This window comes from Streptomyces sp. HB132 (assembly GCF_016909575.1).
GTDB lineage: Bacteria > Actinomycetota > Actinomycetes > Streptomycetales > Streptomycetaceae > Streptomyces.
In genome coordinates this window covers 195,397-219,164 of record NZ_JAFBGA010000004.1, presented here as the reverse complement: position 1 = coordinate 219,164, position 23,768 = coordinate 195,397, and the positions used below count along the sequence as shown (strand labels likewise).

Sequence of the window (23,768 nt, the reverse complement as noted above, 5' to 3'; positions counted from 1 at the left end):
AACGGCCGCTCCCCTTGCCCTGTCCGCCCGCCGTATGTGAGGTTAGGCTAGCCTTCCTTCGAATCGTCAGCGGGCGCCCTGGGGCGCGTACGAAAGCAGACCCACTCATGTCCAACGTCCGGACCAGCTCACTCTCCCGCCGCGGCCTGCTGGCCGTCGGTGGCGCCGTCGGCCTCGGCGCCGTCCTCGCGGCCTGCGGCGACGGCGACGAGAAGGGCTCCACCTCGGGTTCGGGTGCGGAGAAATCCGGCCCCTGGTCCTTCAAGGACGACCGCGGGCAGACGGCCGAGGCCGATTCCGCGCCGAAGAACGTCGTCGCGTTCATCGGGGTGGCCGCAGCGCTCCACGACTACGGTGTCGAGGTCAAGGGCGTCTTCGGTCCGACGAAGACCACCGACGGCAAGGCCGACGTGCAGGCCGGCGACCTCGACATCAGCAAGGTCGAGGTCCTCGGTAACGTCTGGGGCGAGTTCAACGTCGAGAAGTACGCCGGTCTCGCACCGGAACTCCTCGTCACCGCCATGTGGGAGAAGGACGCCCTCTGGTACGTGCCGGACCAGTCCAAGGACAAGATCCTCAAGCTGGCCCCGAGCGTCGCCCTGTGGGCGGCGCAGACCACGATCCCGAAGGCGATCCAGCGGCACGAGGACCTCGCCGCCTCCCTCGGCGCTGACGTGAAGGCCAAGAAGGTCACCGACGCCAAGGCCGCCTTCGAGAAGGCCGCGGCCCGGCTGCGCGCCGCCGCCAAGTCCCAGCCGAACATCAAGGTCCTGGTCGGCTCGGCCAGCCAGGACCTGTTCTACGTCTCGCTCGCCAAGACGTCCGCCGACACCCTGTACTTCCAGGAACTCGGTGTGCGGTTCGTCGAGCCGAAGGTCAACGAGGCCGGCTTCTTCGAGGAGCTGAGCTGGGAGAACGTCGACAAGTACGACGCCGACATCATCATGATGGACAACCGCTCCTCGGCCCTGCAGCCCGACGCACTGACCTCGAAGCCGACCTGGGCGGGACTGCCCGCCGTGAAGGCGGGTCAGGTCATCCCGCGTACGGCCGAGCCCATCTACTCCTACGACAAGTGCGCGCCGATCCTCGACGCCCTCGCCGAGGCCATCGAGAAGGCCAAGAAGGTCGGCTGACCTCCGGGTCCGGCCCGGGCAGCTCCGGGCCGGACCTCCGTCGCAGTTCCGGTTCCTGGGAGGACCGCTCGCATGACGACCGCCACCGCACCTGCCATCGCCCCCTTCCGGTTCTTCGGACTGACGGTCCTGCGGACCTGCCGGCTGAGCCCGTCGATGCGGAGAATCACGCTCGGCGGACCGGGAAGCGACGGCTTCGTCGCCGGGGGCCGGGACCAGAGCCTCTCGATCTTCCTGCCGCACCCGGGCCAGACCGAGGCCGTGGTCCCGGTCGACGCGAACGGCGAGTGGTTCCCGGCCTGGCGTGCCCTGCCCCCCGACGTCAGGGCGGTGATGCGGTCGTACACCGTGCGCGCCCAGCGGTACGCGGCGGACGGCTCCACCGAGATCGACATCGACTTCGCACTGCACGAGCACGGCGGGCCCGCCTGCCGCTGGGCGGAGGCCGCGGTGCCGGGGCAGCGCCTCACCGTGCTGGGCCCCACCGGCCGGGACAACAACGGCGTCCGCTTCCAGCCGCCGCAGGACACCGGGTGGGTGCTGATCTGCGCCGACGAGACGGCGCTGCCCGCCGCGTCCGCCGCCCTGGAGTGGCTGCCGGCCGGCACACGGGCCCGGGTCTGGCTGGAAGTTCCGCACACCCAGGACCGGCTGGAGCTCCGCACGGAGGCCGACGCGCACATCACCTGGCTCGTACGGGACGAGGGCGCCCCCTCCGCCCTGGATGCCGTGCGCGCCGCCGAACTGCCCGGGGGAACGCCGTACGCCTGGATCGCGGGTGAGTCCGCGGGGGTCCGCGGACTGCGCCGCCACCTCGTCCGGGAGCGGGAGTTCGACCGCAGGCGCGTCACGTTCGTCGGCTACTGGCGGCGAGGGCTGAGCGAGGAGCAGTTGAGGGAAGAGGCGGCGCGGGTGCCCGCGTAACGCACGCACACGCATTGTGTAGTTCCTGTGACGGAACTCCAGAAAAGGCGAACGCGACGCGCCTTGTTAGGTTAGGCTTACCTAACTTAAGCGCCGCGCCCCTCGCCCCTGCCCGGAGGGCCGCGACGACGTCCCCACCCGGGAGGCCCCCTCCATGCGTTCCCACCTGCTCAACCGCACGACGACGGAGGACTACCGTCGCTCCGTCACCGCGGGCGTAGAACAGGTCGCGGCCCAAATCGCCTCCGCCGAGCAGCCGTTCAGCGGCATGGGCGTGGACGGGCTCACCCCCGTCGTCGACGCCATCGACCTCGACCGGCCGCTCGGTGACACGGCTGCCGTCCTGGACGAACTCGGCGAGGTCTACCTCCGCGACGCCGTGTACTTCCACCACCCCCGATACCTCGCGCACCTCAACTGCCCGGTGGTCATCCCCGCGGTGGTCGGTGAGGCCGTGCTCTCCGCCGTCAACTCCTCCCTGGACACCTGGGACCAGAGCGTGGGCGGCACGCTGATCGAGCGCCGGCTGATCGACTGGACGGCAGCCCGCATCGGCCTCGGCCCCGCGGCGGACGGCGTCTTCACCAGCGGCGGCACGCAGTCCAACCTCCAGGCGCTGCTGCTGGCCCGCGAGGAGACCAAGCTGAGCCCTGGGGAGTTCACCCGGCTGCGGATCCTCACCTCCGAGTGCAGCCACTTCAGCGTCCAGAAGTCGGCCAAACTCCTCGGTCTCGGCCCTGATTCCGTCGTGTCCGTCCCCGTGGACCGCGAGAAGCGCATGCAGACCGTCGCGCTGGCCGCCGCCCTCGAACGCTGCGCGGCCGAGGGCACCGTACCCATGGCGGTCGTCGCCACCGCCGGGACCACGGACTTCGGCTCCATCGACCCACTGCCCGAGATCGCCGCGCTCTGCGAGCGGTACGCCGCCTGGATGCACGTCGACGCCGCCTACGGCTGCGGGCTGCTCGCCTCACGCACCCGGCGCGGGCTCCTCGACGGGATCGAGCACGCCGACTCGGTGACCGTCGACTACCACAAGTCCTTCTTCCAGCCCGTGAGTTCGTCCGCCGTGCTGGTGCGCGACCGGTCGACGCTGCGTCATGCGACGTATCACGCGGAGTACCTCAACCCGGCGCGGACCGTCGAGGAGCGCATCCCCAACCAGGTGGACAAGTCCCTCCAGACCACGCGCAGGTTCGACGCGCTCAAGCTGTGGATGACGCTGCGCACCATGGGCGCGGACGGCATCGGTGAGCTGTTCGACGAGGTGTGCGACCTGGCCGCGGAGGGCTGGCGGCTGCTGGCCTCCGACCCGCGGTACGACGTCGTGGTGGAGCCGCGGCTGTCCACCCTGGTGTTCCGCTACGTCCCCGCCCACGCCGGGACGCCCGCCGACATCGACCACGCCAACCTGTACGCCCGCAAGGCCCTCTTCGCCTCCGGTGAGGCCGTGGTCGCGGGCACGAAGGTCGGCGGCAGCCAGTACCTGAAGTTCACCCTGCTCAACCCCGAGACGACCGTGGCCGACATCGCCGCCGTCCTCGATCTGATCGCCGGCCATGCCGAGCAGTACCTGGGAGAGTCCCTTGAACGTGCTTCCTGAACCCCTCGCCGACCCCTACGACTTCATCGGGATCGGGCTGGGTCCCTTCAACCTGGGACTGGCCTGCCTGACCGAGCCGGTCGAGGAGCTGAACGGGGTGTTCCTGGAGTCCAAGCCGGACTTCGAGTGGCACTCGGGGATGTTCCTCGAAGGGGCCCATCTGCAGACTCCGTTCATGTCGGACCTCGTCACGATGGCCGATCCGACCTCCCCGTACTCCTTCCTCAACTACCTGAAGGAGCGCGGCAGGCTCTACTCGTTCTACATCCGGGAGAACTTCTACCCGCTGCGCACCGAGTACAACGACTACTGCCGGTGGGCGGCCGCCCGACTGAGCAGCGTCCGTTTCAACCAGACCGTCCAGTCGGTTACGTACGGCGAGGACGACGGCCTGTACACCGTCCGAACCGCCGACAGCGCCTTCCGCGCCCGGCATCTCGTCCTGGGCACCGGCACCCCGCCCCACATCCCGGAGGCCTGCCGCGGCCTGGGCGGCGACTTCCTGCACAACTCCCGGTATCTGCGGGAGAAAGCCGCGCTGCAGACCAAGGAGTCCATCACCCTGGTGGGCAGCGGGCAGAGCGCGGCCGAGATCTACCAGGACCTGCTCTCCGAGATCGACGTGCACGGCTACCGGCTGAACTGGGTCACGCGGTCCCCCCGTTTCTTCCCGCTGGAGTACACCAAGCTCACGCTCGAGATGACCTCGCCCGAGTACGTGGACTACTTCCACGCCCTGCCCGAGGACACCCGCTACCGGCTGGAGTCGGACCAGAAGGGCCTCTTCAAGGGCATCGACGGCGAGCTGATCGACTCGATCTTCGACCTGCTCTACCAGAAGAACGTGCAGGGCCCCGTCCCCACCCGCCTGCTCACGAACTCGTCTCTGCGCAGCGCGCGTTACGAGGAGTCCACGGGGACCTACACGCTGGGCCTGCGCCAGGAGGAACAGGGCACCGACTACGAGCTCGAGAGCGAGGGCCTGATCCTCGCCACCGGCTACCGGTACGCCGCCCCGGCCTTCCTGGAGCCCGTCGCCGACCGCATCCGGCACGACTCCCGGGGCCGCTTCGACGTGGCCCGCAACTACAGCATCGACATCACCGGGCGCGGGATCTTCCTGCAGAACGCCGGGGTGCACACCCACTCGATCACCTCGCCCGACCTGGGCATGGGTGCCTATCGCAACGCCTACATCATCGGCGAGCTGCTCGGCCGCGAGTACTACCCGGTCGAGAAGTCCGTCGCCTTCCAGGAGTTCGCCGTATGACCAGCACGCAGACCCTCGGGACGTTCACCGTCCGCCCCATGGACACCACCCCCGGCCGGGCCGGAGGGCGGTCCGACGCCGAAGTGGTGCACAGCTGGGTCACCCACCCCAGGTCGGCCTACTGGCTGATGGGCGACGCGCGCCTGGAGGACGTCGAGCGGGAGTACGCGGCGATAGCCGCCCACCCGCACCACGACGCCTTCATCGGGCTGCACGACGGCGAGCCCGCCTTCCTGATGGAACGCTACGACCCCACCGAGGTCGAGCTCAAGGGCCTGTACGAGGCGGAGCCCGGCGACATCGGGATGCACTTCCTGGTCGCCCCGCCCGAGACCCCGGTGCACGGCTACACCCTCGCCGTGATCACCACCGTCATGAAGACGCTCTTCGCCGATCCCGCCACACGCAGGGTCGTCGTCGAACCGGACGTCACCAACACCGCGGTGCACGCCCTGAACAAGGCCGTCGGCTTCGAGGTGGTCCGCGAGATCGCCAAGCCGGAGAAGCGGGCCCTGCTCAGCGCCTGCACCCGCGAGCAGTTCGAGGCCGCGACCACGGGAGCAGACCGATGACCACACCCACCACCACCACTGCCGCCGCCGTCGACCACCTGACCCCGGAGGGCTGGGCCGTCGCCAACCGGCTGCTCATCCGCAAGGCGCTGGCCGAGTTCTCGCACGAACGGCTGCTGGCCCCAGCCCCGGGCGACGACGGCCGCTACAGCGTGCGCAGCGACGACGGGACGGTCGAGTACCGCTTCGCCGCCCGCCGCTTCGCGCTGGACCACTGGCAGGTCGACGCCACGTCGATCACCCGTCACCGGCACGGCTCGGACCTCCCCCTGGACGCACTGGAGTTCTTCGTCGAGCTGCGGTCCACGCTCGGCCTGTCGGCGGAGGTCCTGCCGGTGTACCTGGAGGAGATCTCCTCCACGCTGGCTGGAACGGCGTACAAGCTGACCAAGGAACCGACCACCTCGGCGCAGCTCGCCGTGGCCGGTTTCCAGGCCGTCGAGACCGGGATGACCGAGGGGCACCCCTGTTTTGTCGCCAACAACGGGCGGCTCGGCTTCGGGGTCGGCGAGTACCGCGCCTACGCCCCCGAGGCCGCGACCGGAATCCGGCTGGTCTGGCTGGCGGCCCGACGCGATCGCGCCACCTTCACGGCCGGTGCCGGGCTCGACTACCCCACTCTGATCGCCGGCGAGCTCGGCGAGAAGACCCTGGGCGGGTTCGCCGCCCGGATGACGGACCTCGGGCTCGACCTCGACGACTACCTGCTGATCCCGGTCCACCCCTGGCAGTGGTGGAACAAGCTCGCCGTGACCTTCGCCGGCGAGGTGGCCCAGCAGCACCTGGTCTGCCTGGGCGAGGGCGAGGACACCTATCTGGCCCAGCAGTCGATCCGGACCTTCTTCAACGCCGACCACCCCGCGAAGCACTACGTGAAGACGGCACTGTCCGTGCTGAACATGGGCTTCATGCGCGGGCTCTCCGCCGCGTACATGGAGGCGACCCCCGCGATCAACGACTGGCTGGCCGGCCTCATCGAGCGCGACGATCTGCTGCGCGACGCCGGGTTCTCGATCATCCGGGAGCGGGCCGCGATCGGTTACCGCCACCGGTCCTACGAGGCGGCGACCACCAAGGGCTCCCCGTATCTGAAGATGCTCGCCGCACTGTGGCGTGAGAGCCCGGTCCCCACCCTGACCGGGCGCGAGAGGCTCGCGACCATGGCCTCGCTGCTCCACACCGACGCGGAGGGCCGCTCGGTGGCGGGTGCGCTGATCTCCGAGTCGGAGCTGGACCCGGCCGACTGGCTGCGGCGCTACCTGGACGCGTACCTGGTGCCGGTGCTGCACAGCTTCTACGCCTACGACCTGGTGTTCATGCCGCACGGCGAGAACGTGATCCTGGTCGTCGAGGACGGCGTCGTGCGCCGGACGGTGTTCAAGGACATCGCCGAGGAGATCGCCGTCCTGGACCCGGACGCGGTGCTGCCGCCCCAGGTCGAGCGGATCCGCGCCGAGGTCCCCGAGGACATGAAACTGCTGTCGGTCTTCACCGACGTCTTCGACTGCTTCCTCCGCTTCCTGGGGGCGGACCTGGCCACCGAGGGGGTCCTCGACGAGGAGACCTTCTGGCGGACGGTCGCCGCCTGCGTCAGGGGCTACCAGGACTCGGTGCCGCACCTCGCGGACAAGTTCAAGCAGTACGACATGTTCACGGAGGAGTTCGCGCTGTCCTGCCTGAACCGGCTCCAGCTGCGGAACAACCGGCAGATGGTCGACCTGGAGGACCCGGCGGGCGCGCTCCAGCTGACCGGCACGCTGCGGAACCCCATCGCGGCGTACTGAGCCGGGCATCCGGCCCCGCCCCTCCCCGGGCGGGGCCGGATCGGAATCTAAGGTTATTTGCGACATATGCGACATAAAGGTCTCATCGAATGAGATTCCTGCCCGATATCGGGCAGATTTCTTGCATAGCTCCACCGATCCACGCAATATCGACGAGTGCTCGAACGCCGCCAGACGCATGACGACCTCATCGACCACCTCGTACGCTCCACCGCGCTCCAGCGCGGCGAGGCCGCAAGGGTGATCCTCGACGTGCTGGCGTACTTCGACGAGACGACCGAGGACTTCGTCCGGCGCCGCCACCGCGAGCTGCAGGCGGGCGGCCTGGTGAACGCGGAGATCTTCGAGCGGATCGCGGCCGAGCTGCCGCACCGCGCGGTGGCGCCGCAGGAGCTCTCGCTCCGGCAGCTGCGCCGCATCGTCTACGGCTGAAGCGGGACACGCGGGTCGGGCACGGAACTGTACGTCGATCGAGGGGCAGAAACCCATGTGCGGAATCGTCGGTTACATCGGGAAGCGTGACGTGGCTCCGCTGCTGCTCGAGGGCCTGCAGCGGCTTGAGTACCGGGGCTACGACTCCGCTGGCATCGTCATCACCGGCAAGGCCGCGGCGGGCAGGCCGGGCGTGCTGAAGACGGTCAAGGCCAAGGGCCGGGTCCGCGAGCTGGAGGCCCGCGTGCCCAAGCGGTTCGCCGGCACCACCGGCATCGCCCACACCCGCTGGGCCACCCACGGCGCCCCGAGCGACGAGAACGCGCACCCGCACCTGGACGCGGAGAACAAGGTCGCCGTCGTCCACAACGGAATCATCGACAACGCCTCCGAGCTCCGCGCGAAGCTCGTCGCCGACGGGACCGTGTTCCTCTCGGAGACCGACACCGAGGTGCTGGTCCACCTGATCGCCCGGGCCCAGGCCTCCACCCTGGAGGAGAAGGTCCGCGAGGCGCTGAAGTCCGTCGAGGGCACGTACGGCATCGCCGTCCTGCACGCCGACTTCAACGACCGCATCGTCGTCGCGCGCAACGGCTCCCCGGTCGTGCTCGGCATCGGCGAGAAGGAGATGTTCGTCGCCTCCGACGTGGCCGCCCTGGTCGCGCACACCCGCCAGATCGTCACCCTGGACGACGGCGAGATGGCCACCCTCAAGGCCGACGACTTCCGTACGTACACCACCGAGGGCTCGAGCACGACGGCCACGCCGACCACCGTGGAGTGGGAGGCCGAGTCGTACGACATGGGCGGCCACGACACGTACATGCACAAGGAGATCTCCGAGCAGGCCGACGCCGTGGACCGTGTGCTGCGCGGCCGCATCGACGACCGCTTCTCCACCGTGCACCTGGGCGGCCTGAACCTGGACGCCCGCGAGGCCCGCGGGGTCCGCCGGATCAAGATCCTCGGCTGCGGCACGTCCTACCACGCGGGCATGATCGGCGCCGGGCTCATCGAGGAGCTGGCCCGCATCCCCGCGGACGCGGAGCCCGCGTCCGAGTTCCGCTACCGCAACCCCGTCGTGGACCCCGACACCCTGTACGTCGCCGTCTCGCAGTCCGGCGAGACCTACGACGTGCTGGCCGCGGTGCAGGAGCTCAAGCGCAAGGGCGCACGCGTCCTGGGCGTCGTCAACGTCGTCGGCTCGGCGATCGCCCGCGAGGCGGACGGCGGCATGTACGTCCACGCGGGCCCCGAGGTCTGCGTCGTCTCCACGAAGTGCTTCACCAACACCGTCGTCGCCTTCGCGCTGCTCGCCCTGCACCTGGGACGCATCCGCGACCTGTCGGTCTCCGACGGCAAGCGGATCATCGAGGGCCTGCGGAAGCTGCCCGAGCAGATCGGCCGGATCCTCGAGTCCGAGGACGAGATCAAGAAGCTGGCCGAGGAGTACGCGGGCGCGCAGTCGATGATGTTCATCGGCCGCGTCCGGGGCTACCCCGTCGCACTGGAGGCCTCCCTGAAGCTCAAGGAGATCTCCTACATCCACGCGGAGGCCTACCCGGCCTCCGAGCTCAAGCACGGCCCTCTCGCGCTCATCGAGCCGGCGCTCCCCACGGTCGCGATCGTCCCGGACGACGACCTGCTGGACAAGAACCGCGCCGCACTGGAGGAGATCAAGGCCCGCAGCGGACGCATCCTCGCCGTCGCCCACCGCGAGCAGGAGAAGGCCGACCACACGATCGTCGTCCCGAAGAACGAGAACGAGCTGGACCCGATCCTGATGGGCATCCCGTTGCAGCTGCTGGCCTACCACACCGCTCTGGCCATGGGCCGTGACATCGACAAGCCGCGCAACCTGGCGAAGTCGGTCACCGTCGAGTAGCGGCTGCCCCCGGGGCTCACCCGAGGCACACCAAGGGCCCCTGACGTGACGTCAGGGGCCCTTGGTGCGAGCGGGGTCGGCGGTCCCGCCGGAGGGCCGCCGACGTGCGTCCGGGGCGGCGCGCGCGTGTCAGGGTGCGTGTCAGGGGATGACGATGACCGGGCGCTGGGCGCGGCGCGCGAGGCGGCCGGCCACGGATCCGAAGATCCGGCCCACGATGCCGTGGGTCGAACCGACCACGATGGCGTCGGCCGAATACTCCCGGCCGACCTCCTCCAGCTCGTGGCAGATGTCCCCGCCGCGCTCCACGAGCACCCAGGGGACCTCGGCGAGATAGTCGGCGCACGCCAGCTCCAGACCGAGGACCTCGGTGCGGTGATCGGGCACATCGACGAAGACGGGCGGCTCACAGCCCGCCCACACCGTGGTCGGAAGCCGGTTGGCCACGTGGACGATGATCAGCCCCGAGCTGTGCCGGTGTGCCATGCCGATGGCGTACGCGAGGGCCCGCTCGCTGGACATGGAGCCGTCGAAGCCGACCACGACGCCATGACGGAAGGCGGGATCGCAGGAAGGGCGCGACTCTTCGACCGTCAGAGGTTCCGACCCGGGGTCGGCTACCTGCTTGCGGTCTGCGGGTTCAGGGATTTCGTGACCGGCCATCGGTGTCTCGGCGAAGAGAGTCCTCGTGAGGAGGGAGCGGTTTGGAGGTGTGTCTGCGAGCGATGAAGCGGTGTCCGGGAAACATCTTCCCAACCCCCTACCCCCAAGGGTACGGCGCCACTCCTCCACTGCCCAGCCCTCGCACGGCGCAGGCGGGGCTGGAGGGAGCATGCCGGACACTGCCCCTGTATGGCAATGCCGGTTGCGTCGTACATCCAGCTCGTGGAGGCTCTGACGGGTTCCTCCCGGAGCCTCCGGCCGGCCCTCGCGGCGACCCGGCCAGGACGGCCGAATGCGTCGCCCGGCCCTCCGGGCCGGACCGTCACACCCCGCCATCGCGCGACTGCGCATCGTCGACATCCGGTGCGCCGACCGCCCCGAGGGGCCGTCGGGGCGGGTGACGACGCATGAGGCCAGGGGGCGTACGCCGGTCGCATGACTGGATTACGTACGCACAACCATCGGTTTTCAGCCAACTTCGCCTCCACCCGATTTCATTGGTCGCACAGCCGCCCAACCCACGTGCCACCAGGCAGGAATAGACCGCGCGGTACGCTTTGAACCTATGGGGACGCGCCATGATCGCGATGCGCACTTCCCTGTGGGGCCTACGAGTGGAACGCTTCGTGATCGAACGCTTCGCGCCAAGTTGCCTTGTCGACATAGTGCCGGTGGGGGAACGTGTCACGTCGGCACCACGGGACGCAGTAGATTCGATCATGAGTGTCGAGGACTGGGGACGCGTGCGAGACCGAGGGGAAACGTGCAGGTGCGACAGGCCCGTAGGGACCAGGAAGACGCGAACACCGAGGGGGGCTTAGCGTCATGAGCCAGGACTCCGCCACCGCAACGGAGGCCGCACGGAAACTGACCGGACGGCGGCGCCGGGAAGTCGTAGCCGTACTGCTGTTCAGCGGCGGCCCTATCTTCGAGAGCTCCATTCCGCTCTCAGTTTTCGGAATCGACCGGCAGGACGCGGGCGTTCCGCGTTACCGCCTGCTGGTCTGCGGGGGCGAGGAAGGACCGCTGCGCACCACCGGCGGGCTCGAACTCAGCGCGCCGTACGGCCTGGAGGCGATCAGCAGGGCCGGCACCGTCGTGGTGCCCGCCTGGCGGTCCATCACCTCCCCGCCGCCCGCAGAGGCCTTGGACGCGCTGCGCCGCGCCCATGAGGAGGGTGCCCGCATCGTCGGACTCTGCACGGGGGCCTTCGTCCTCGCGGCGGCCGGCCTGCTGGACGGCCGCCCGGCCACCACGCACTGGATGTACGCACCGACGCTTGCCAAGCGCTATCCGTCGGTGCACGTCGATCCGCGTGAGCTCTTCGTCGACGACGGCGACGTGCTCACCTCGGCCGGGACGGCGGCCGGAATCGATCTGTGCCTCCACATAGTCCGTACCGACCACGGCACCGAGGCGGCCGGGGCGCTGGCTCGCCGGCTCGTCGTACCGCCGCGGCGCAGTGGCGGTCAGGAGCGCTACCTCGACAGGTCTTTACCGGAAGAGATCGGCAGCGACCCGCTCGCCGAGGTCGTGGCCTGGGCCCTGGAGCACCTCCACGAGCAGTTCGACGTGGAGACGCTGGCCGCGCGCGCCTACATGAGCCGACGGACCTTCGACCGCAGGTTCCGTTCGCTCACGGGCAGCGCACCGCTCCAGTGGCTCATCACCCAGCGCGTACTGCAGGCGCAGCGCCTGCTGGAGACCTCCGACTACTCGGTGGACGAGGTCGCGGGCCGCTGCGGCTTCCGTTCGCCGGTCGCGCTGCGCGGGCACTTCCGCCGCCAGCTGGGCTCCTCCCCCGCCGCGTACAGGGCCGCCTACCGGGCCCGCCGTCCGCAGGGCGGGGCGCTGGAGGTCGCCACGGCGCTGGAGGCGTCCGTACCCCTCCAGGGCACGGCGTCGAGCCGGCGGGCCGCGGCGGCGGCCTCGGCCGGCCCGTCCCCGGTCACCGCGACGGCCGCCCCCGGCGGCCCCGCGGAGCGCTTCGGACCGGTTCCCGAGGTGTACGTTCCTGGACGCCCGACCCTGCCGGGGCAGCGCAGCGCCCCGTAGGGTGGGTTCCATGAACGACCGTATGGTGTGGATCGACTGCGAGATGACCGGGCTCTCGCTGACGGACGACGCACTCATCGAGGTGGCCGCGCTGGTCACCGACTCGGAACTGAACGTGCTCGGCGAAGGGGTGGACATCGTGATCCGCCCGCCGGACGCGGCCCTGGAGACCATGCCCGAGGTGGTGCGGCAGATGCACACCGCCTCGGGCCTCCTCGACGAGCTGGCCGGGGGCACGACCCTGGCCGACGCCGAGGAGCGCGTCCTGGCGTACGTCCGCGAGCACGTGAAGGAGCCGGGGAAGGCCCCGCTGTGCGGGAACACGGTCGGCACCGACCGCGGCTTCCTCGCTCGGGACATGCAGTCGCTGGAGGGCTACCTCCACTACCGGATCGTCGATGTGTCCTCGGTCAAGGAGCTGGCGCGCCGCTGGTACCCGAGGGCGTACTTCAACAGTCCGGAGAAGAACGGCAACCACCGGGCACTGGCCGACATCCGCGACTCCATCACCGAGCTGCGCTACTACCGGGACGCGGTCTTCGTGCCGCAGCCCGGCCCGGACTCGGCCCGCGCCAAGGAGATCGCGGCACGGCACACGCCGGCCCCCGGACAGTAGGCGTACGCCCCTGGTCACGGGCCCTCCGGGGCCCGTGCACCCGCCCCGAGGAACTCGGGCGCGAGCACCCGCTCGGACCCTGTACACTTTTTCTCGGCCGGTCGGAAAAAGACCGGACGACATGGTGGGTATAGCTCAGCTGGCAGAGCACCTGGTTGTGGTCCAGGATGTCGCGGGTTCAAGTCCCGTTACTCACCCTGAATGATCAGCCCCTGACCTGGGACAACAGGTCAGGGGCTGAGTCTTTTGCGTTCGGCGCGGGTACCACCCGTCATCCCCGTGGCACCGGACACCCCTCCGTATGGGGCGGGACGGGCAGGCGAGCGGGCCACGCTCCGACCGGACCGGGGCCGGCCTCGGGTTCGGTGACGCCCACCACACGAGGTTCCGCGCGGCCTGAGCGGCCGCATCCCGGCATCCGGTCCGACGGGCCCGGCCGCGGGGCCGTTCTCGTGCCCGCTCGACGATCACCGAGGAAAGCACTGAGCGCGCGCTCGGGGCGGTTGTGTAACCGAAGATCCGCAGCTGTGTGGACGGCGTGATGAAGGTTCATGCATACGTTCGGGTCTCATGGGCACGCGCAGTGAAGCCCCGAACGAATGGCTGAGCGAACGAGCCGACAGGAAGCCACCATGACGCGCGGCAGGTGAAACACATGGCGACGAGCGAAAACACCAAGAGTGATTCCGGCGGAAGTGAAAGTGACGGCCGGGTCAATGTCTCCACAGCGATGCGGAACGCATCCGAACAGCTTGCCCAACTCCTCCAGCGCGCACCGGATTCGGTGTCATCGCTGAATGCGACGGACGACGGCTGGACGGTGCATGTGGAAGTCGTCGAGATCGAGAAGATCCCCGACACCATGAGTGTGATGGCCTCCTATCGCGTGAGCCTCGACGGCCAGGGCCAACTCGTGGGTTACGAACGAATTCGACGGTACTCACGGGGACAGGTAGACCGCTGATCCGGTCCCCCGAGCAGCCCTACCCATCTGAAACAACTCATTGGAAGGAAGACCGACCATGAGTCTCGTACAGCAGAGCAACGCCTCCAGCAGTGGGGGCGGCTCCGGAAATCTCTACGACGTCCTCGAGCTCATTCTCGACAGGGGGCTCGTCATCGATGCCTTCGTTCGTGTCTCGCTCGTCGGAATCGAAATCCTCAAGATCGACGTACGTGTCGTCGTAGCCAGTGTGGATACGTATCTGCGCTTCGCCGAGGCGTGCAACCGGCTGGACCTGGAGTCGGGCCGCAAGGCTCCGGCCCAGCTCACCGACATAGTCGGGGACACGATGGAGAGCGGTGCCAAGGGCAAGTCGAAAGGGGCGCTGACCGGCGCGGTCGAAGCCTTCACGGACTCCATCCAGGGTGGCCGTGACGACTCCGACGACAAGGAGAAGGAGAAGCGGCCGGCACGCAAGTCCACCGCTTCGAGCAGCAGCCGCCGTACCACTCAGCGGCGGGAGGAGTAGCCCATGCCGACCTACATCTACGCCATCACCGCGGCTGACCACCCACTCAGGCTGGACGGTCTGTCCGGTGTCGGGGAACCGGCTTCCGACCTGCGCACGGTCAAGACCGGGGCGCTCGGCGCGGTCGTCAGTGACACGCCGGCCGAACTGCGGGCGAAGCGACGTGATCTCGTCGCCCACCAGAGCGTGCTGGAACGGCTGATGGCCGACGGTGCCGCACTGCCGATGCGATTCGGTCTGGTGGGGCCGGACGACGAACAGGTCCGCGCCGCGCTCGAACAGGGAAAGGACAGCTACACGGCCCGCCTTTCCGAACTCGACGGCCGACTCGAGTTCAACGTGAAGGTCTCGCGCGACGAGGAGAGCCTGCTCCGGGAGATTCTCACGGAATCACCGGAGGCCCGGCGACTCAGCGAGTACACCCGGCAGAATCCGGCGGCGCAGGACCAGAAGATGGCCCTCGGTGAACTCGTCTCGCACGAGATCCAGTCCAGGCAGCAAGGGCTGGCAAGGGAAGTGGCGACCACGCTGGCGGCAGCCGCCGAGCGGGTCTCCGAAGGAGAACCCACGAAGACCCACTTCCTGAACGTGTCCTATCTCGTGCGGCGCGACGAGGCGTCCACCTTCTCGCAGGCGGTCCACGAAGAGGCCGAGCGCCGGGGCGACGACTACACGTTCGCCCTCAACGGCCCCCTTCCGCCCTACAGCTTCGTCTGACACACGTCCCTCGCAGAGGGGAGGCACCTTTCATGGGCCTCATTTCGCAACTGCTCACATTTCCGCTGGCCCCGGTGCGCGGTACCGCGTGGGTTCTCGACCAGGTGGTTCTTGCCGCCGAACGCGAGCACTACGACCCCGGCCCCGTACGCACCCGACTGGCCGATCTGGAACGTGAACTGCTCAGCGGCGACATCGACGAAGAAGAATTCGACCGTCGTGAGGACGAATTGCTGGACTGGCTCACCGAATGCGAGACCTACCAGCGACGTCTGAACGAAAATTCTTGATCCTTGGAGATTGAGGTGTTCAACAGATGACCGGCAACGCCAAGATAGGTGCGGCCCTCGTGGGCGGCTACCTGCTGGGACGCACGAAGAAGGCCAAACTGGCGATCGGCTTCGGGATGTTCCTGGCGGGCAAGAAGCTGAACCTGGACCCGAAGCAGCTCGGCAGGATGCTGGCCGACTCGCCGCTCCTCGGCACCGTCAACGACCAGGTCCGCAACGAGCTGGTCGGCGCCACGAAGACGGCTGCCACCAAGGCCCTGACCCAGCGGGCCACCGGCCTCGCCGACTCCCTCCGCAAGCGCACCCTCGAACTCGAAGACCCCTCCGCCGCGCAGACGCGGGACGACGAGGAGGAGGACGGTGACGAGGCCCTCGACGCGCGGGACGCGCCGCACGACGAGGACACCGACGGCGAGGACACCGACGGCGAGGACACGGAGGAGAAGCCGGCACCGCGCCGCACTGCAGCAGCCAGGAAGCCGGCCAGGAAGTCATCCGAATCGGCGTCCAAGTCCGCGGGCGGCGCCGCCTCCGGAGCCCGCCGCAGCGCCTCGGGCGGCCCCCGGAAGAAGGCCGCCCCGGCCACCCGCAAGACCACCTCCGGGGCCCGTAAGGCCGCTTCGTCGAACGCGCGCCGGGACCGGGGTGGCAGCAATGGCTGACACGGCTTTCAGCAAGCTCAAGGACGACGTGGTGAACAACCCCGCCACCGACCGTCTCAAGGAGGAGCTGCAGAACTACGTCAGGGCCCGGGCGCAGCACGCGGTCACCAACCTCGGCCACAAGCTCGGTGAGGGCGTCGGGAGACTCGCGGACGGCAAGGACGCACCCGGCGGTGCGGTGAAGAGCCTCGCCAAGGGCGGTAAGGCGCTCAGTGAGGGCAAGTCACCGGCACAGGCCGCCTTCAGCGCCGGCGCCTCCCATGTGAAGGACGCCGTGAAGGACAAGGTGAAGGGGTTGTTCGGCAAGGGCCGCAAGGGTGGCGGAGGCAAGTCGAAGAGCGTCACGATCTCCGAGGACATCGACGTCGGCGTACCGGTTCGCGAGGCCTACGACCAGTGGACCCAGTTCCAGGAGTTCAGCACCTTCGCCAAGGGTGTCGTGAGCGTCGAGAAGTCCGACGACACCAGCAGCAACTGGAAGGTGAAGGTCGCCAAGTCCACGCGCAGCTGGAAGGCCAACGTCACCGAACAGGTACCGGACGAGCGGATCACCTGGACCACCGAGGGCGCCAAGGGCACGGTCAAGGGGGTGGTGACATTCCATGCCATCACCGACAACCTGACGAGGGTCCTGCTCGTCATCGAGTACTTCCCCAAGGGGCTGTTCGAGAAGACCGGCAACATCTGGCGCGCCCAGGGCCGCCGGGCCCGTCTCGATCTGAAGCTCTACCGCAAGTTCATCATGATGCGCGGTGAGGCGACCGACGGCTGGCGCGGCGAGATCCGCGACGGCGAAGTGGTCCTGGACCACGACGAGGCCGTCGAGGAGGAAGAGGCCCGCGCCGAGGAGGAGAACGACTCCGGCGCGGAGGAATCCGAGTCCGGCGACGCCGAGGCCGAGGCCGGACAGAACGACGAGGCCGACGACGAACTCGCCGACGGGGAGGACGAGGAACCCGACGCGGAGTACGACGACGAGGAGCTCCCCCCTGAGGACGAGGCCTACGAGGACGCGGAGGAGGAAGAAGAAGCTCCCGTGGCCGAGGACGACTACGAGGAGGACGAGGACGAGGACGACGAGCCCGTGGCCGAGGAGGACGAGCCCCTCGATGACGAGGAGGAGGCGGAGGAGCCCGCACCGCGTTCCCGGCGACGTACCGCCTCCGTACGCGGCTGACGTGCTCCGCCCACAGCACCGATGGGAGTGATCCGACGTGACCGATTCACTGGCCGGCCGTATGGGGGCCTCCTCGGCAGCGTCCCCGTACGGACAGCAGCAGTCCTCCGCGAATCTGGCGGACATCCTCGAACGGGTCCTGGACAAGGGCGTCGTCATCGCGGGTGACATCCAGATCAACCTGCTCGACATCGAACTCCTGACGATCAAGCTGCGGTTGCTCGTCGCTTCCGTGGACAAGGCCAAGGAGATGGGCATCGACTGGTGGGAGCACGATCCCTCGCTCTCCTCCCGGGCACGCCCGAAGCAGCGGGCAGAGGTGAGGGACGCGTCCCGGGACGGCCCGGAGGTGGAGCGGGTGGAGGCGGAGAACGCACGGCTGCGGGCCGAGATCGCCGAGCTGAGGGCCGCTGTCGGGCTGCCCGCCACATCGGCCGCGGGAGCGGACCAGGACGCGCTGCCCGGGCGTACCGAAGCGGAGAGCACGGAAGGTGAGGAATCGAAGTGACTGCGGAAGTGGACCCGGCCGCGGGTCCGGCGATGTCCTACGTCTACGCCGTCAGCCGCACCGGGACACCGCTGGAGTCGGCACTCACCGGGCGGCCGGGCCTGGAGGGATCACCTCTGCGGACGGTCCGTTCCGGGGAACTCCTGGCTCTGGTCTCGTCGGTCCCGTCCGCCCTGTACGGGACCGAGGGCGTGACGGCTCAGATGGAGGATCTCGACCGGCTCGAAGTGCTGGCCCGCACCCATCACGCGGTCGTCGAGGCGGCGTACGAGCACGCGACCGTACTTCCCATGCGTCTGGTGACCGTCTACCTCGACGACGGGCGCGTGCGGGGGATGCTCGCCGAACGCGAGGCCGAGTTCTCCGCCCTGCTCAGCCGTCTCGAGGGCCATGTCGAACTGGGCGTCAAGGTCTACGCCGACCCGCGCGAGGCGGTCACGGTGAGCGGCCTGGGGCCGGAGGCCGACGCGGCGGCCGGGCCGGGGCGGGCCTACCTGCAGAAGCGCCGCGCCCAGCAGCAGAACCACCGTACGACCTACCGGTCGGCGGGCACGGTGGCCGCGGGGATACCCGCCCGGGTGGCCAACCTCGCCAGGGCGCACGTCGCGCACCGTCCGCAGCTGGGTGATCTGGCCCGGGCCGCGGGCGAGAACATCGTCAACGACGCCTACCTGGTCGACGGCACCCAGGCCGAGGCCTTCCGTGCGGCGCTCTCGGGACTCGCCGACGAGGTTCCGGGTGTGCGGGTCGAGATCACCGGCCCCTGGGCGCCGTACTCCTTCGCCACGCCGCCCTCAGCAGGCGGCGGTGAGCCGCGATGAACGAGGAACTGGACACGGCCATGCCCGGCGCGGGTTTCGCCGGACCCCGCGCCGGGCTCTCCGCGTCGCCCGACGACTCCGTCGATGCCCTGGCCGGGCGTCAGGTGGCGCTCATCGACCTGCTGGACCGGTTGCTCAACGGCGGAGCGGTGCTCACGGGAGACCTGGTTCTCTCCATCGCCGACGTCGACCTGGTGCACATCAATCTGAGGGCCGTGATCCGGTCGATCACGTCGGACGAACCGGCGCCCTGGTGAGGACCGAACCCCCGTCCCTGCACGGCAGAGGCGAATGAACGAGGGAGCACTCCATGCACGAGGAAGCGGAACCGCGTACACAGGCGGCGAACCTCCAGGAGGTCGCGCAGGCGGCGGCCCGCGCCTTCGATCTCGTACCCGCGGGACCTGAGGAGCGGGGCCCACTCGGTGGTTCGGCCCAGCGCCTGCAGACCGACCCGGACACGGTGGAACGCGACCTCATCAAACTGGTGCTGACCATCGTCGAGCTGCTGCGCCAACTCATGGAGCGCACCGCCCTGCACCGGGTCGACGTGGGCGACCTCCGTGAGGACCAGGAGGAACGCATCGGAATGACGCTGATGATCCTCCAGGACCGGATGGCGGAGCTCTGCGAGCGCTACGACCTCACCATGGAGGACCTCAACCTGGACCTGGGCCCGCTGGGTTCGCTGCTTCCTCGGGATTCCGGATGAATTACGTCGCCCCGTTTCGGGCCGCGTCGAGAGGTAACACGAACACCATGACTGCAGAGAGCGAAGAAACCAAGAAGAATGTGAACGGTTCTGCGGCGAAGGCCGGCACGGGTGCGCGGTCGGCCGGCGCCAAGGGGCGTCAGGCCACTGCGGCTGCCGGAAGCCGTGCCAAGTCCGGCTCGGCGGTCGCGGCCTCGAAGGCCAAGTCATCCGCACAGGACGCGAAGTCGTCGGCACAGGACGCCGCGGGGGCCGCGGGGACGGGCGCCAGGTCGGCCGGTCTGGCGACGAAGCGGGCCGCCGTCGCCGGCTGGGACACGGGCCGGCAGACCGTCCTGGACACGGCAGGCAAGGTGACCTCCACCGCGACCACCGCGTGGAGCGTGGTCAAGCACCGCAAGGCCATAGCCGTGGGTGCCGCAGCAGGACTCGGTGGCCTCGTCGGTGGCGCGTTCGCCCTCGGCCGCCAGACGGCCCGGACCCACGCCGGACCGATCACACGCCTCACCGGCGGCCGGCTCTGACCGCACCGCGGTACGCACCCGCACCCTGGAGGGCCGACAGAACGCTGTCGGCCCTCCTTCCGTGACGCACCGGCGCATCCCGGCCGCCACCGGGGCCGCTCGCCTCAGGACGACTCGCGTACCACCAGCTCCGTGGGCAGCACGATCCTCGGGCGCTCCCGGGTGCCGTCGCCCGACGAACGGTTCGCGATCTCCTGCAGCAGGACACGGGTCATCGTGCGGCCCATCTCCTCGATCGGCTGGCGCACGCTCGTGAGGGGCGGGTCCATGTGGCGGGCCACCGCGGAGTCGTCGAAGCCGATCAGGGCCACGTCGTCCGGGATGCGGCGGCCGGACTCGCGCAGCACCTGGCGGGCGCCCGCCGCCATCACGTCGGAGGCGGCGAAGACGGCGTCCACGTCGGGGCGGCGCGCCAGCAGCTCCCGCATCGCACGGGCTCCGCCCTCCTCGCTGAAGTCGGCGGGCGCGATCAACCGCTCGTCGGGGTCGAGGCCGGCCGCGGCGACGGCCTTGCGGTAGCCGTCGAGGCGGCGCTGGGCGCCGTAGACGTCCAGGCGGCCGGTGATCGTCGCGATGGAGCGGCGGCCGCGTTCTATGAAGTGGCCGACGGCCGCTCGGGCGCCCTCGAAGTTGTCGGAGTCGACGGAGGGCAGCGTCTCCGCCGCGTGCCTGCGGCCGCTGATCACCGAGGGCATGCCGAGCTGTTCGAGGAGGTCCGGCAGCGGGTCGTCCGCGTGGACGGAGACCAGGAGCACTCCGTCGACCCGGTGCGCGGTCAGGTACTGGGCGAGCCTGCGCCGTTCACGGTCGTTGCCCGCGAGGGTCAGCAGCAGCTGCATCTCGGTGTCGGCGAGGGCGGCCCCGACACCCCGCACGATGTCGGAGAAGTACGGCTCGGCGAAGAAGCGGGTCTCGGACTCGGGCACGACGAGGGCGATGGCGTCCGTGCGGTTGCCCGCGAGCGCGCGGGCCGCGCGGTTGGGTACGTATCCCAGCTCGGCGACGGCCGCTTCGACGGCCTCCCTGGTCTGTTCGCTGACCCGTGGCGAGCCGTTGATGACGCGTGAGGCCGTGCCCCGCCCCACTCCGGCCCTGGCCGCTACCTCTTCGAGCGTGGGCCGCCCGCCACTCCGTACTCGCGCTGCCGCCATGGCTGCCTCCCGTTCGCGGTCAATTTCTCACAGCACCCTGGCCAAACCAAGTCCCGCTGTCCGATCCCTCGACACTTGTACCGACCCGCCGGTCCTTGTAGCGCCACAACTCTTGGGAGCGCTCCCAAGCCTACGGGGTCCGGAAGACGGACGCGTCGGGCGGGCCGTCGGGGGCGGGCACAGAGCAGCGGGGCCCGGCGTTGTGCCGGGCCCCGCTGGCGGTGCGTGTCGGGTCAGACGGTGCCGACCGGCGGCAGCGCGTGGCGGCGGATCACGTCGGAGTACCAGTAGGCGCTCGTCTTGGGGATGCGGCGCTGGGAGGCGTAGTCGACGTACACCGCGCCGAAGCGCTTCGAATAGCCGTACGCCCACTCGAAGTTGTCCATCAGCGACCAGAGGAAGTAACCGCGGACGTCCGCGCCGTCGGCGACGGCCCGCTGCACGGCGTCGAGGTGCCCGTGGAGGTAGGCGACGCGCTCGGGGTCCTCCACCTTGCCCTCGGGCGAGACGTAGTCGTCGAAGGCGGCACCGTTCTCGGTGACCATGAGCGGGAGGCCGGGGTGGTCCCGGTGGGTGTCCATGAGCAGGTTGTAGAGCCCGTCGGGGTCGATCGACCAGTCCATCGCGGTGCGCTCCTTCCCCTCGGGGAGGTGGAAGGCCACGTGCTCGGAACCCGGCCACGGGGAGTGGCTGCTGGCGCCGTGTGCGTCACTGCGGGCGTAGGCGGCCCCTTCCACCGGGGTGGAGACCAGCGTCGGCGTGTAGTAGTTGATGCCGAGCGCGTCGAACGGGCGCGAGATGGTGGCGAGGTCGCCGTCCTGGACCAGCTTGGACCAGTCCACCAGGTGCGAGGTGTCCGCGATCAGGTCCTCGGGGTACTCGCCGCGCAGCATCGGACCGGTGAAGACACGGTTGCCGACCGCGTCGATGCGGCGGGCGGCGTCCGCGTCGGCCTCGCTGCCGGTGAGCGGGCGGACCTGGTGGAGGTTGAGGGTGACCGAGGTCTGCGCAGCAGCGGGGAGTTGGGCGCGCAGAACCTCGATCGCCCGGCCATGGGCGAGGTTGAGGTGATGGGCCGCCTGCAGCGCCGCTGCGGGCTCGGTGCGGCCGGGGGCGTGCACGCCCGAGCCGTAGCCGAGATAGGCCGAGCACCACGGCTCGTTGAGGGTGGTCCACATGCCGACGCGGTCGCCGAGGGCGCCGGAGACGATGGCGGCGTAGTCGGCGAAGCGGTCGGCGGTCACGCGCTCGGGCCAGCCGCCGGCGTCCTCCAGCTCCTGGGGCAGGTCCCAGTGGTAGAGGGTGGCGACGGGCATGATGCCGGCGTCCAGCAGTTCGTCGACGAGCTTGCGGTAGAAGTCCAGGCCGCGCTCGACGGCCGGGCCGCGGCCGGTGGGCTGGACCCGGGACCAGGAGACGGAGAAGCGGTACGCCTTGAGCCCGAGCCGCTTCATGAGCGCGACGTCGTCGCGGTAGCGGTGGTAGTGGTCGGCGGCGATGTCGCCGGTGTCGCCGTTGCGGACCTTGCCGGGGGTACGGCTGAAGGTGTCCCAGATGGACGGCGTGCGGCCGTCCTCGGCGGCGGCGCCCTCGACCTGGTAGGAGGCGGTTGCCGCGCCCCAGATGAAGCCCGTGGGGAACTGCGTCGCGGGCGCCTGCTTCGGGGTGGTGTCGGGTCGTACGGCAGTCATACGGGAGCGCTCCCATGGGTGGAGGGACAAGGACAGGAAGTGCGGGGGCCCCGGCTCCGTACGACCTGTGGTCAGGTACAGGCCGTACGGAACGGCCGGGGGCCGGACCGGGGACGGGACAGCGGGGGCCGGGATCGGACCGGGGAGGACCAGCGGTGCGGGGATCAGCCCTTGACCGCGCCGGCCATGATGCCCCCGACGATCTGCTTGCCGAAGATCACGAACACGACGAGCAGCGGCAGGGTGCTGATCAGCGCACCCGCCATGACGATGCTCTGGTCGGGGACGTAGGACGCGCTCAGCTGGCCGAGGGCCACCTGGAGCGTCGGGTTCTCCTGGTTCAGAGCGAGGTAGGGCCAGAAGAAGTCGTTCCAGGCCTGGACGAAGGTGAGCATGCCGAGCACCATCATGGCCGGTCGGGCGACCGGAAGCACGATGCTCCACACGATGCGGAGGTTGTTCGCCCCGTCCACCCTGGCCGCCTCGATGAGTTCGTACGGCAGGGCCTCGACGAGGTACTGGCGCATGAAGAACACACCGAAGGCGCTCACCAGGGTCGGGAAGATCACCGACTCCAGCTGCCCGCCCCACCCGATGTCCGACATCATCATGAACAGCGGTACGACGCTGAGCTGCGGGGGGATCGTCAGCGTGGCGATGACCGCCGTCATCAGTGCGCCCCGGCCCTTGAAACGCATCTTGGCGAAGGCGTAACCGGCCAGGGTGCAGAAGAACAGGGTCGCCAGGGTGATGCTGGCGGACACGATCACCGTGTTGACGATGGCCTTGCCGAGGTTGGCCTGCTCCCAGGCCGCCTCGAGGTTGTGGAACAGGTTGCCGCCCGGGATGAGCGGCGGGGTGGAGGCCAGGATCTCGTCCTGGGTGCGGGACGCGGCCACGAGCGTCCAGTACAGCGGGAACAGTGAGCCGAGGCCGACGACCGCGAGGGCGAAGTAGGCGAAGGGGCCCGCGTGGTGCTGACGGCCGGCGCCGGGCTTGAAGCGGCGGCGGCGCGGGGGTTCGTCGCGGACGGTGGCCTTGGAGACGCGCCTGCGGTCCGGAGCGGTGATGGGGCTTGTGGTGGTCATGGATATCGCTCCCCG

The 23,768-nt window shown here is 69.5% G+C and carries 25 protein-coding genes and 1 tRNA gene; 22 read left to right on the top strand and 4 right to left on the bottom strand.

The annotated features are described in order from the left end of the window. The first annotated feature begins 107 nt into the window (after positions 1-107). The 8 genes from JOC24_RS11935 to glmS all read left to right on the top strand — a co-directional run bounded on the left by JOC24_RS11935 (position 108) and on the right by glmS (position 9,606). Entirely contained in the window at positions 108-1,136 is a 1,029-nt protein-coding gene (locus JOC24_RS11935; protein ID WP_205020193.1) for an ABC transporter substrate-binding protein, read from the top strand. Between the two features lie 72 nt (positions 1,137-1,208). After that, positions 1,209-2,060 (top strand): siderophore-interacting protein, encoded by an 852-nt coding sequence (locus tag JOC24_RS11930; RefSeq protein WP_205020192.1) that lies wholly within the window; start codon positions 1,209-1,211, stop codon positions 2,058-2,060. 154 nt (positions 2,061-2,214) lie between these two features. Then, complete coding sequence (locus JOC24_RS11925) at positions 2,215-3,663, top strand: pyridoxal phosphate-dependent decarboxylase family protein (protein ID WP_205020191.1); 1,449 nt, start codon at positions 2,215-2,217, stop codon at positions 3,661-3,663. After that, positions 3,647-4,933: a lysine N(6)-hydroxylase/L-ornithine N(5)-oxygenase family protein gene (locus JOC24_RS11920; protein ID WP_239580312.1), complete on the top strand. Its 1,287-nt coding sequence runs from the start codon at positions 3,647-3,649 to the stop codon at positions 4,931-4,933. The genes JOC24_RS11925 and JOC24_RS11920 overlap by 17 nt, the downstream gene beginning before the upstream one ends. After that, complete coding sequence (locus JOC24_RS11915; protein ID WP_205020189.1) at positions 4,930-5,505, top strand: GNAT family N-acetyltransferase; 576 nt, start codon at positions 4,930-4,932, stop codon at positions 5,503-5,505. The genes JOC24_RS11920 and JOC24_RS11915 overlap by 4 nt, the downstream gene beginning before the upstream one ends. Next, entirely contained in the window at positions 5,502-7,289 is a 1,788-nt protein-coding gene (locus tag JOC24_RS11910) for an IucA/IucC family protein (RefSeq protein WP_205020188.1), read from the top strand. The genes JOC24_RS11915 and JOC24_RS11910 overlap by 4 nt, the downstream gene beginning before the upstream one ends. Before the next feature lie 156 nt (positions 7,290-7,445). Further along, entirely contained in the window at positions 7,446-7,721 is a 276-nt protein-coding gene (locus JOC24_RS11905) for a hypothetical protein (RefSeq protein WP_205020187.1), read from the top strand. Between the two features lie 55 nt (positions 7,722-7,776). Beyond that, positions 7,777-9,606, top strand: a complete 1,830-nt coding sequence (glmS, locus tag JOC24_RS11900) for a glutamine--fructose-6-phosphate transaminase (isomerizing) (protein ID WP_205020186.1) — start codon at positions 7,777-7,779, stop codon at positions 9,604-9,606. Between the two features lie 141 nt (positions 9,607-9,747). Here the strand turns inward: glmS and JOC24_RS11895 are convergent, their stop codons facing one another. Continuing rightward, positions 9,748-10,269 carry a universal stress protein gene (locus tag JOC24_RS11895; RefSeq protein ID WP_205020185.1) on the bottom strand — a complete coding sequence of 174 codons (522 nt, stop codon included), beginning with the start codon at positions 10,267-10,269 and terminating at the stop codon, positions 9,748-9,750. An 825-nt stretch (positions 10,270-11,094) separates the two neighbouring features. Between JOC24_RS11895 and JOC24_RS11890 the strand changes: the two genes are divergently transcribed. The 14 genes from JOC24_RS11890 (at position 11,095) to JOC24_RS11825 (ending at position 19,823) form a co-directional block, all read left to right on the top strand. Then, positions 11,095-12,324: a helix-turn-helix domain-containing protein gene (locus JOC24_RS11890; RefSeq protein ID WP_205020184.1), complete on the top strand. Its 1,230-nt coding sequence runs from the start codon at positions 11,095-11,097 to the stop codon at positions 12,322-12,324. 10 nt (positions 12,325-12,334) lie between these two features. Beyond that, the gene (gene orn, locus JOC24_RS11885) at positions 12,335-12,940 is read left to right on the top strand and encodes an oligoribonuclease (protein WP_205020183.1); all 606 of its coding nucleotides are present in this window, start codon (positions 12,335-12,337) and stop codon (positions 12,938-12,940) included. A gap of 124 nt (positions 12,941-13,064) precedes the next feature. Further along, a tRNA-His gene (locus JOC24_RS11880) sits at positions 13,065-13,137 on the top strand. A 458-nt stretch (positions 13,138-13,595) separates the two neighbouring features. Further along, positions 13,596-13,904, top strand: a complete 309-nt coding sequence (locus JOC24_RS11875; protein WP_205020182.1) for a gas vesicle protein GvpO — start codon at positions 13,596-13,598, stop codon at positions 13,902-13,904. A gap of 58 nt (positions 13,905-13,962) precedes the next feature. Further along, the gene (locus JOC24_RS11870; RefSeq protein WP_205020181.1) at positions 13,963-14,412 is read left to right on the top strand and encodes a gas vesicle structural protein GvpA; all 450 of its coding nucleotides are present in this window, start codon (positions 13,963-13,965) and stop codon (positions 14,410-14,412) included. Between the two features lie 3 nt (positions 14,413-14,415). Continuing rightward, positions 14,416-15,129, top strand: coding sequence for a GvpL/GvpF family gas vesicle protein (locus JOC24_RS11865; protein WP_205020180.1), 714 nt, complete (start codon positions 14,416-14,418; stop codon positions 15,127-15,129). 32 nt (positions 15,130-15,161) lie between these two features. Further along, positions 15,162-15,419, top strand: coding sequence for a gas vesicle protein GvpG (locus tag JOC24_RS11860; protein WP_205020179.1), 258 nt, complete (start codon positions 15,162-15,164; stop codon positions 15,417-15,419). A 26-nt stretch (positions 15,420-15,445) separates the two neighbouring features. Next, the gene (locus JOC24_RS11855) at positions 15,446-16,081 is read left to right on the top strand and encodes a hypothetical protein (protein ID WP_205020178.1); all 636 of its coding nucleotides are present in this window, start codon (positions 15,446-15,448) and stop codon (positions 16,079-16,081) included. Then, positions 16,074-17,258, top strand: a complete 1,185-nt coding sequence (locus JOC24_RS11850) for an SRPBCC family protein (RefSeq protein ID WP_205020177.1) — start codon at positions 16,074-16,076, stop codon at positions 17,256-17,258. The genes JOC24_RS11855 and JOC24_RS11850 overlap by 8 nt, the downstream gene beginning before the upstream one ends. A gap of 37 nt (positions 17,259-17,295) precedes the next feature. Continuing rightward, entirely contained in the window at positions 17,296-17,766 is a 471-nt protein-coding gene (gene gvpJ, locus JOC24_RS33175) for a gas vesicle protein GvpJ (RefSeq protein ID WP_374104493.1), read from the top strand. Continuing rightward, positions 17,763-18,587: a GvpL/GvpF family gas vesicle protein gene (locus JOC24_RS11840; RefSeq protein ID WP_307792672.1), complete on the top strand. Its 825-nt coding sequence runs from the start codon at positions 17,763-17,765 to the stop codon at positions 18,585-18,587. Before gvpJ ends, JOC24_RS11840 begins: the two co-directional genes overlap by 4 nt. A 20-nt stretch (positions 18,588-18,607) precedes the next feature. Continuing rightward, positions 18,608-18,844 carry a gas vesicle protein gene (locus JOC24_RS11835; RefSeq protein WP_374104497.1) on the top strand — a complete coding sequence of 79 codons (237 nt, stop codon included), beginning with the start codon at positions 18,608-18,610 and terminating at the stop codon, positions 18,842-18,844. 53 nt (positions 18,845-18,897) lie between these two features. After that, positions 18,898-19,299: a gas vesicle protein K gene (locus JOC24_RS11830; RefSeq protein ID WP_205020176.1), complete on the top strand. Its 402-nt coding sequence runs from the start codon at positions 18,898-18,900 to the stop codon at positions 19,297-19,299. A gap of 47 nt (positions 19,300-19,346) precedes the next feature. Further along, positions 19,347-19,823 carry a hypothetical protein gene (locus JOC24_RS11825; protein ID WP_205020175.1) on the top strand — a complete coding sequence of 159 codons (477 nt, stop codon included), beginning with the start codon at positions 19,347-19,349 and terminating at the stop codon, positions 19,821-19,823. Positions 19,824-19,927: 104 nt separating this feature from the next. Here JOC24_RS11825 and JOC24_RS11820 read toward each other — a convergent pair whose 3' ends face one another. From JOC24_RS11820 to JOC24_RS11810, 3 genes are all read right to left on the bottom strand, one after another. Beyond that, positions 19,928-20,974 carry a LacI family DNA-binding transcriptional regulator gene (locus JOC24_RS11820; RefSeq protein WP_205020174.1) on the bottom strand — a complete coding sequence of 349 codons (1,047 nt, stop codon included), beginning with the start codon at positions 20,972-20,974 and terminating at the stop codon, positions 19,928-19,930. Positions 20,975-21,207: 233 nt separating this feature from the next. Beyond that, a complete protein-coding gene (locus JOC24_RS11815; RefSeq protein WP_205020173.1) occupies positions 21,208-22,665 on the bottom strand; it encodes a GH1 family beta-glucosidase in 1,458 nt (485 codons plus the stop codon). Between the two features lie 164 nt (positions 22,666-22,829). After that, positions 22,830-23,753, bottom strand: coding sequence for a carbohydrate ABC transporter permease (locus tag JOC24_RS11810; RefSeq protein WP_205020172.1), 924 nt, complete (start codon positions 23,751-23,753; stop codon positions 22,830-22,832). Positions 23,754-23,768 lie beyond the last annotated feature (15 nt).

Excerpts from the sequence above, each read along its gene's own strand:
- JOC24_RS11820 (WP_205020174.1), bottom strand. The coding sequence starts at position 20,974 with ATGGCGGCAGCGCGAGTACGGAGTGGCGGGCGGCCCACGCTCGAAGAG.
- JOC24_RS11825 (WP_205020175.1), top strand. The coding sequence starts at position 19,347 with ATGACTGCAGAGAGCGAAGAAACCAAGAAGAATGTGAACGGTTCTGCG.
- JOC24_RS11915 (WP_205020189.1), top strand. The coding sequence starts at position 4,930 with ATGACCAGCACGCAGACCCTCGGGACGTTCACCGTCCGCCCCATGGAC.
- JOC24_RS11875 (WP_205020182.1), top strand. The coding sequence starts at position 13,596 with ATGGCGACGAGCGAAAACACCAAGAGTGATTCCGGCGGAAGTGAAAGT.
- JOC24_RS11815 (WP_205020173.1), bottom strand. The coding sequence starts at position 22,665 with ATGACTGCCGTACGACCCGACACCACCCCGAAGCAGGCGCCCGCGACG.
- JOC24_RS11935 (WP_205020193.1), top strand. The coding sequence starts at position 108 with ATGTCCAACGTCCGGACCAGCTCACTCTCCCGCCGCGGCCTGCTGGCC.
- JOC24_RS11930 (WP_205020192.1), top strand. The coding sequence starts at position 1,209 with ATGACGACCGCCACCGCACCTGCCATCGCCCCCTTCCGGTTCTTCGGA.
- JOC24_RS11830 (WP_205020176.1), top strand. The coding sequence starts at position 18,898 with ATGCACGAGGAAGCGGAACCGCGTACACAGGCGGCGAACCTCCAGGAG.
- glmS (WP_205020186.1), top strand. The coding sequence starts at position 7,777 with ATGTGCGGAATCGTCGGTTACATCGGGAAGCGTGACGTGGCTCCGCTG.
- JOC24_RS11850 (WP_205020177.1), top strand. The coding sequence starts at position 16,074 with ATGGCTGACACGGCTTTCAGCAAGCTCAAGGACGACGTGGTGAACAAC.
- JOC24_RS11895 (WP_205020185.1), bottom strand. The coding sequence starts at position 10,269 with ATGGCCGGTCACGAAATCCCTGAACCCGCAGACCGCAAGCAGGTAGCC.
- JOC24_RS11925 (WP_205020191.1), top strand. The coding sequence starts at position 2,215 with ATGCGTTCCCACCTGCTCAACCGCACGACGACGGAGGACTACCGTCGC.
- orn (WP_205020183.1), top strand. The coding sequence starts at position 12,335 with ATGAACGACCGTATGGTGTGGATCGACTGCGAGATGACCGGGCTCTCG.
- JOC24_RS11835 (WP_374104497.1), top strand. The coding sequence starts at position 18,608 with ATGCCCGGCGCGGGTTTCGCCGGACCCCGCGCCGGGCTCTCCGCGTCG.
- JOC24_RS11860 (WP_205020179.1), top strand. The coding sequence starts at position 15,162 with ATGGGCCTCATTTCGCAACTGCTCACATTTCCGCTGGCCCCGGTGCGC.
- JOC24_RS11890 (WP_205020184.1), top strand. The coding sequence starts at position 11,095 with ATGAGCCAGGACTCCGCCACCGCAACGGAGGCCGCACGGAAACTGACC.
- JOC24_RS11865 (WP_205020180.1), top strand. The coding sequence starts at position 14,416 with ATGCCGACCTACATCTACGCCATCACCGCGGCTGACCACCCACTCAGG.
- JOC24_RS11810 (WP_205020172.1), bottom strand. The coding sequence starts at position 23,753 with ATGACCACCACAAGCCCCATCACCGCTCCGGACCGCAGGCGCGTCTCC.
- JOC24_RS11870 (WP_205020181.1), top strand. The coding sequence starts at position 13,963 with ATGAGTCTCGTACAGCAGAGCAACGCCTCCAGCAGTGGGGGCGGCTCC.
- JOC24_RS11855 (WP_205020178.1), top strand. The coding sequence starts at position 15,446 with ATGACCGGCAACGCCAAGATAGGTGCGGCCCTCGTGGGCGGCTACCTG.
- JOC24_RS11910 (WP_205020188.1), top strand. The coding sequence starts at position 5,502 with ATGACCACACCCACCACCACCACTGCCGCCGCCGTCGACCACCTGACC.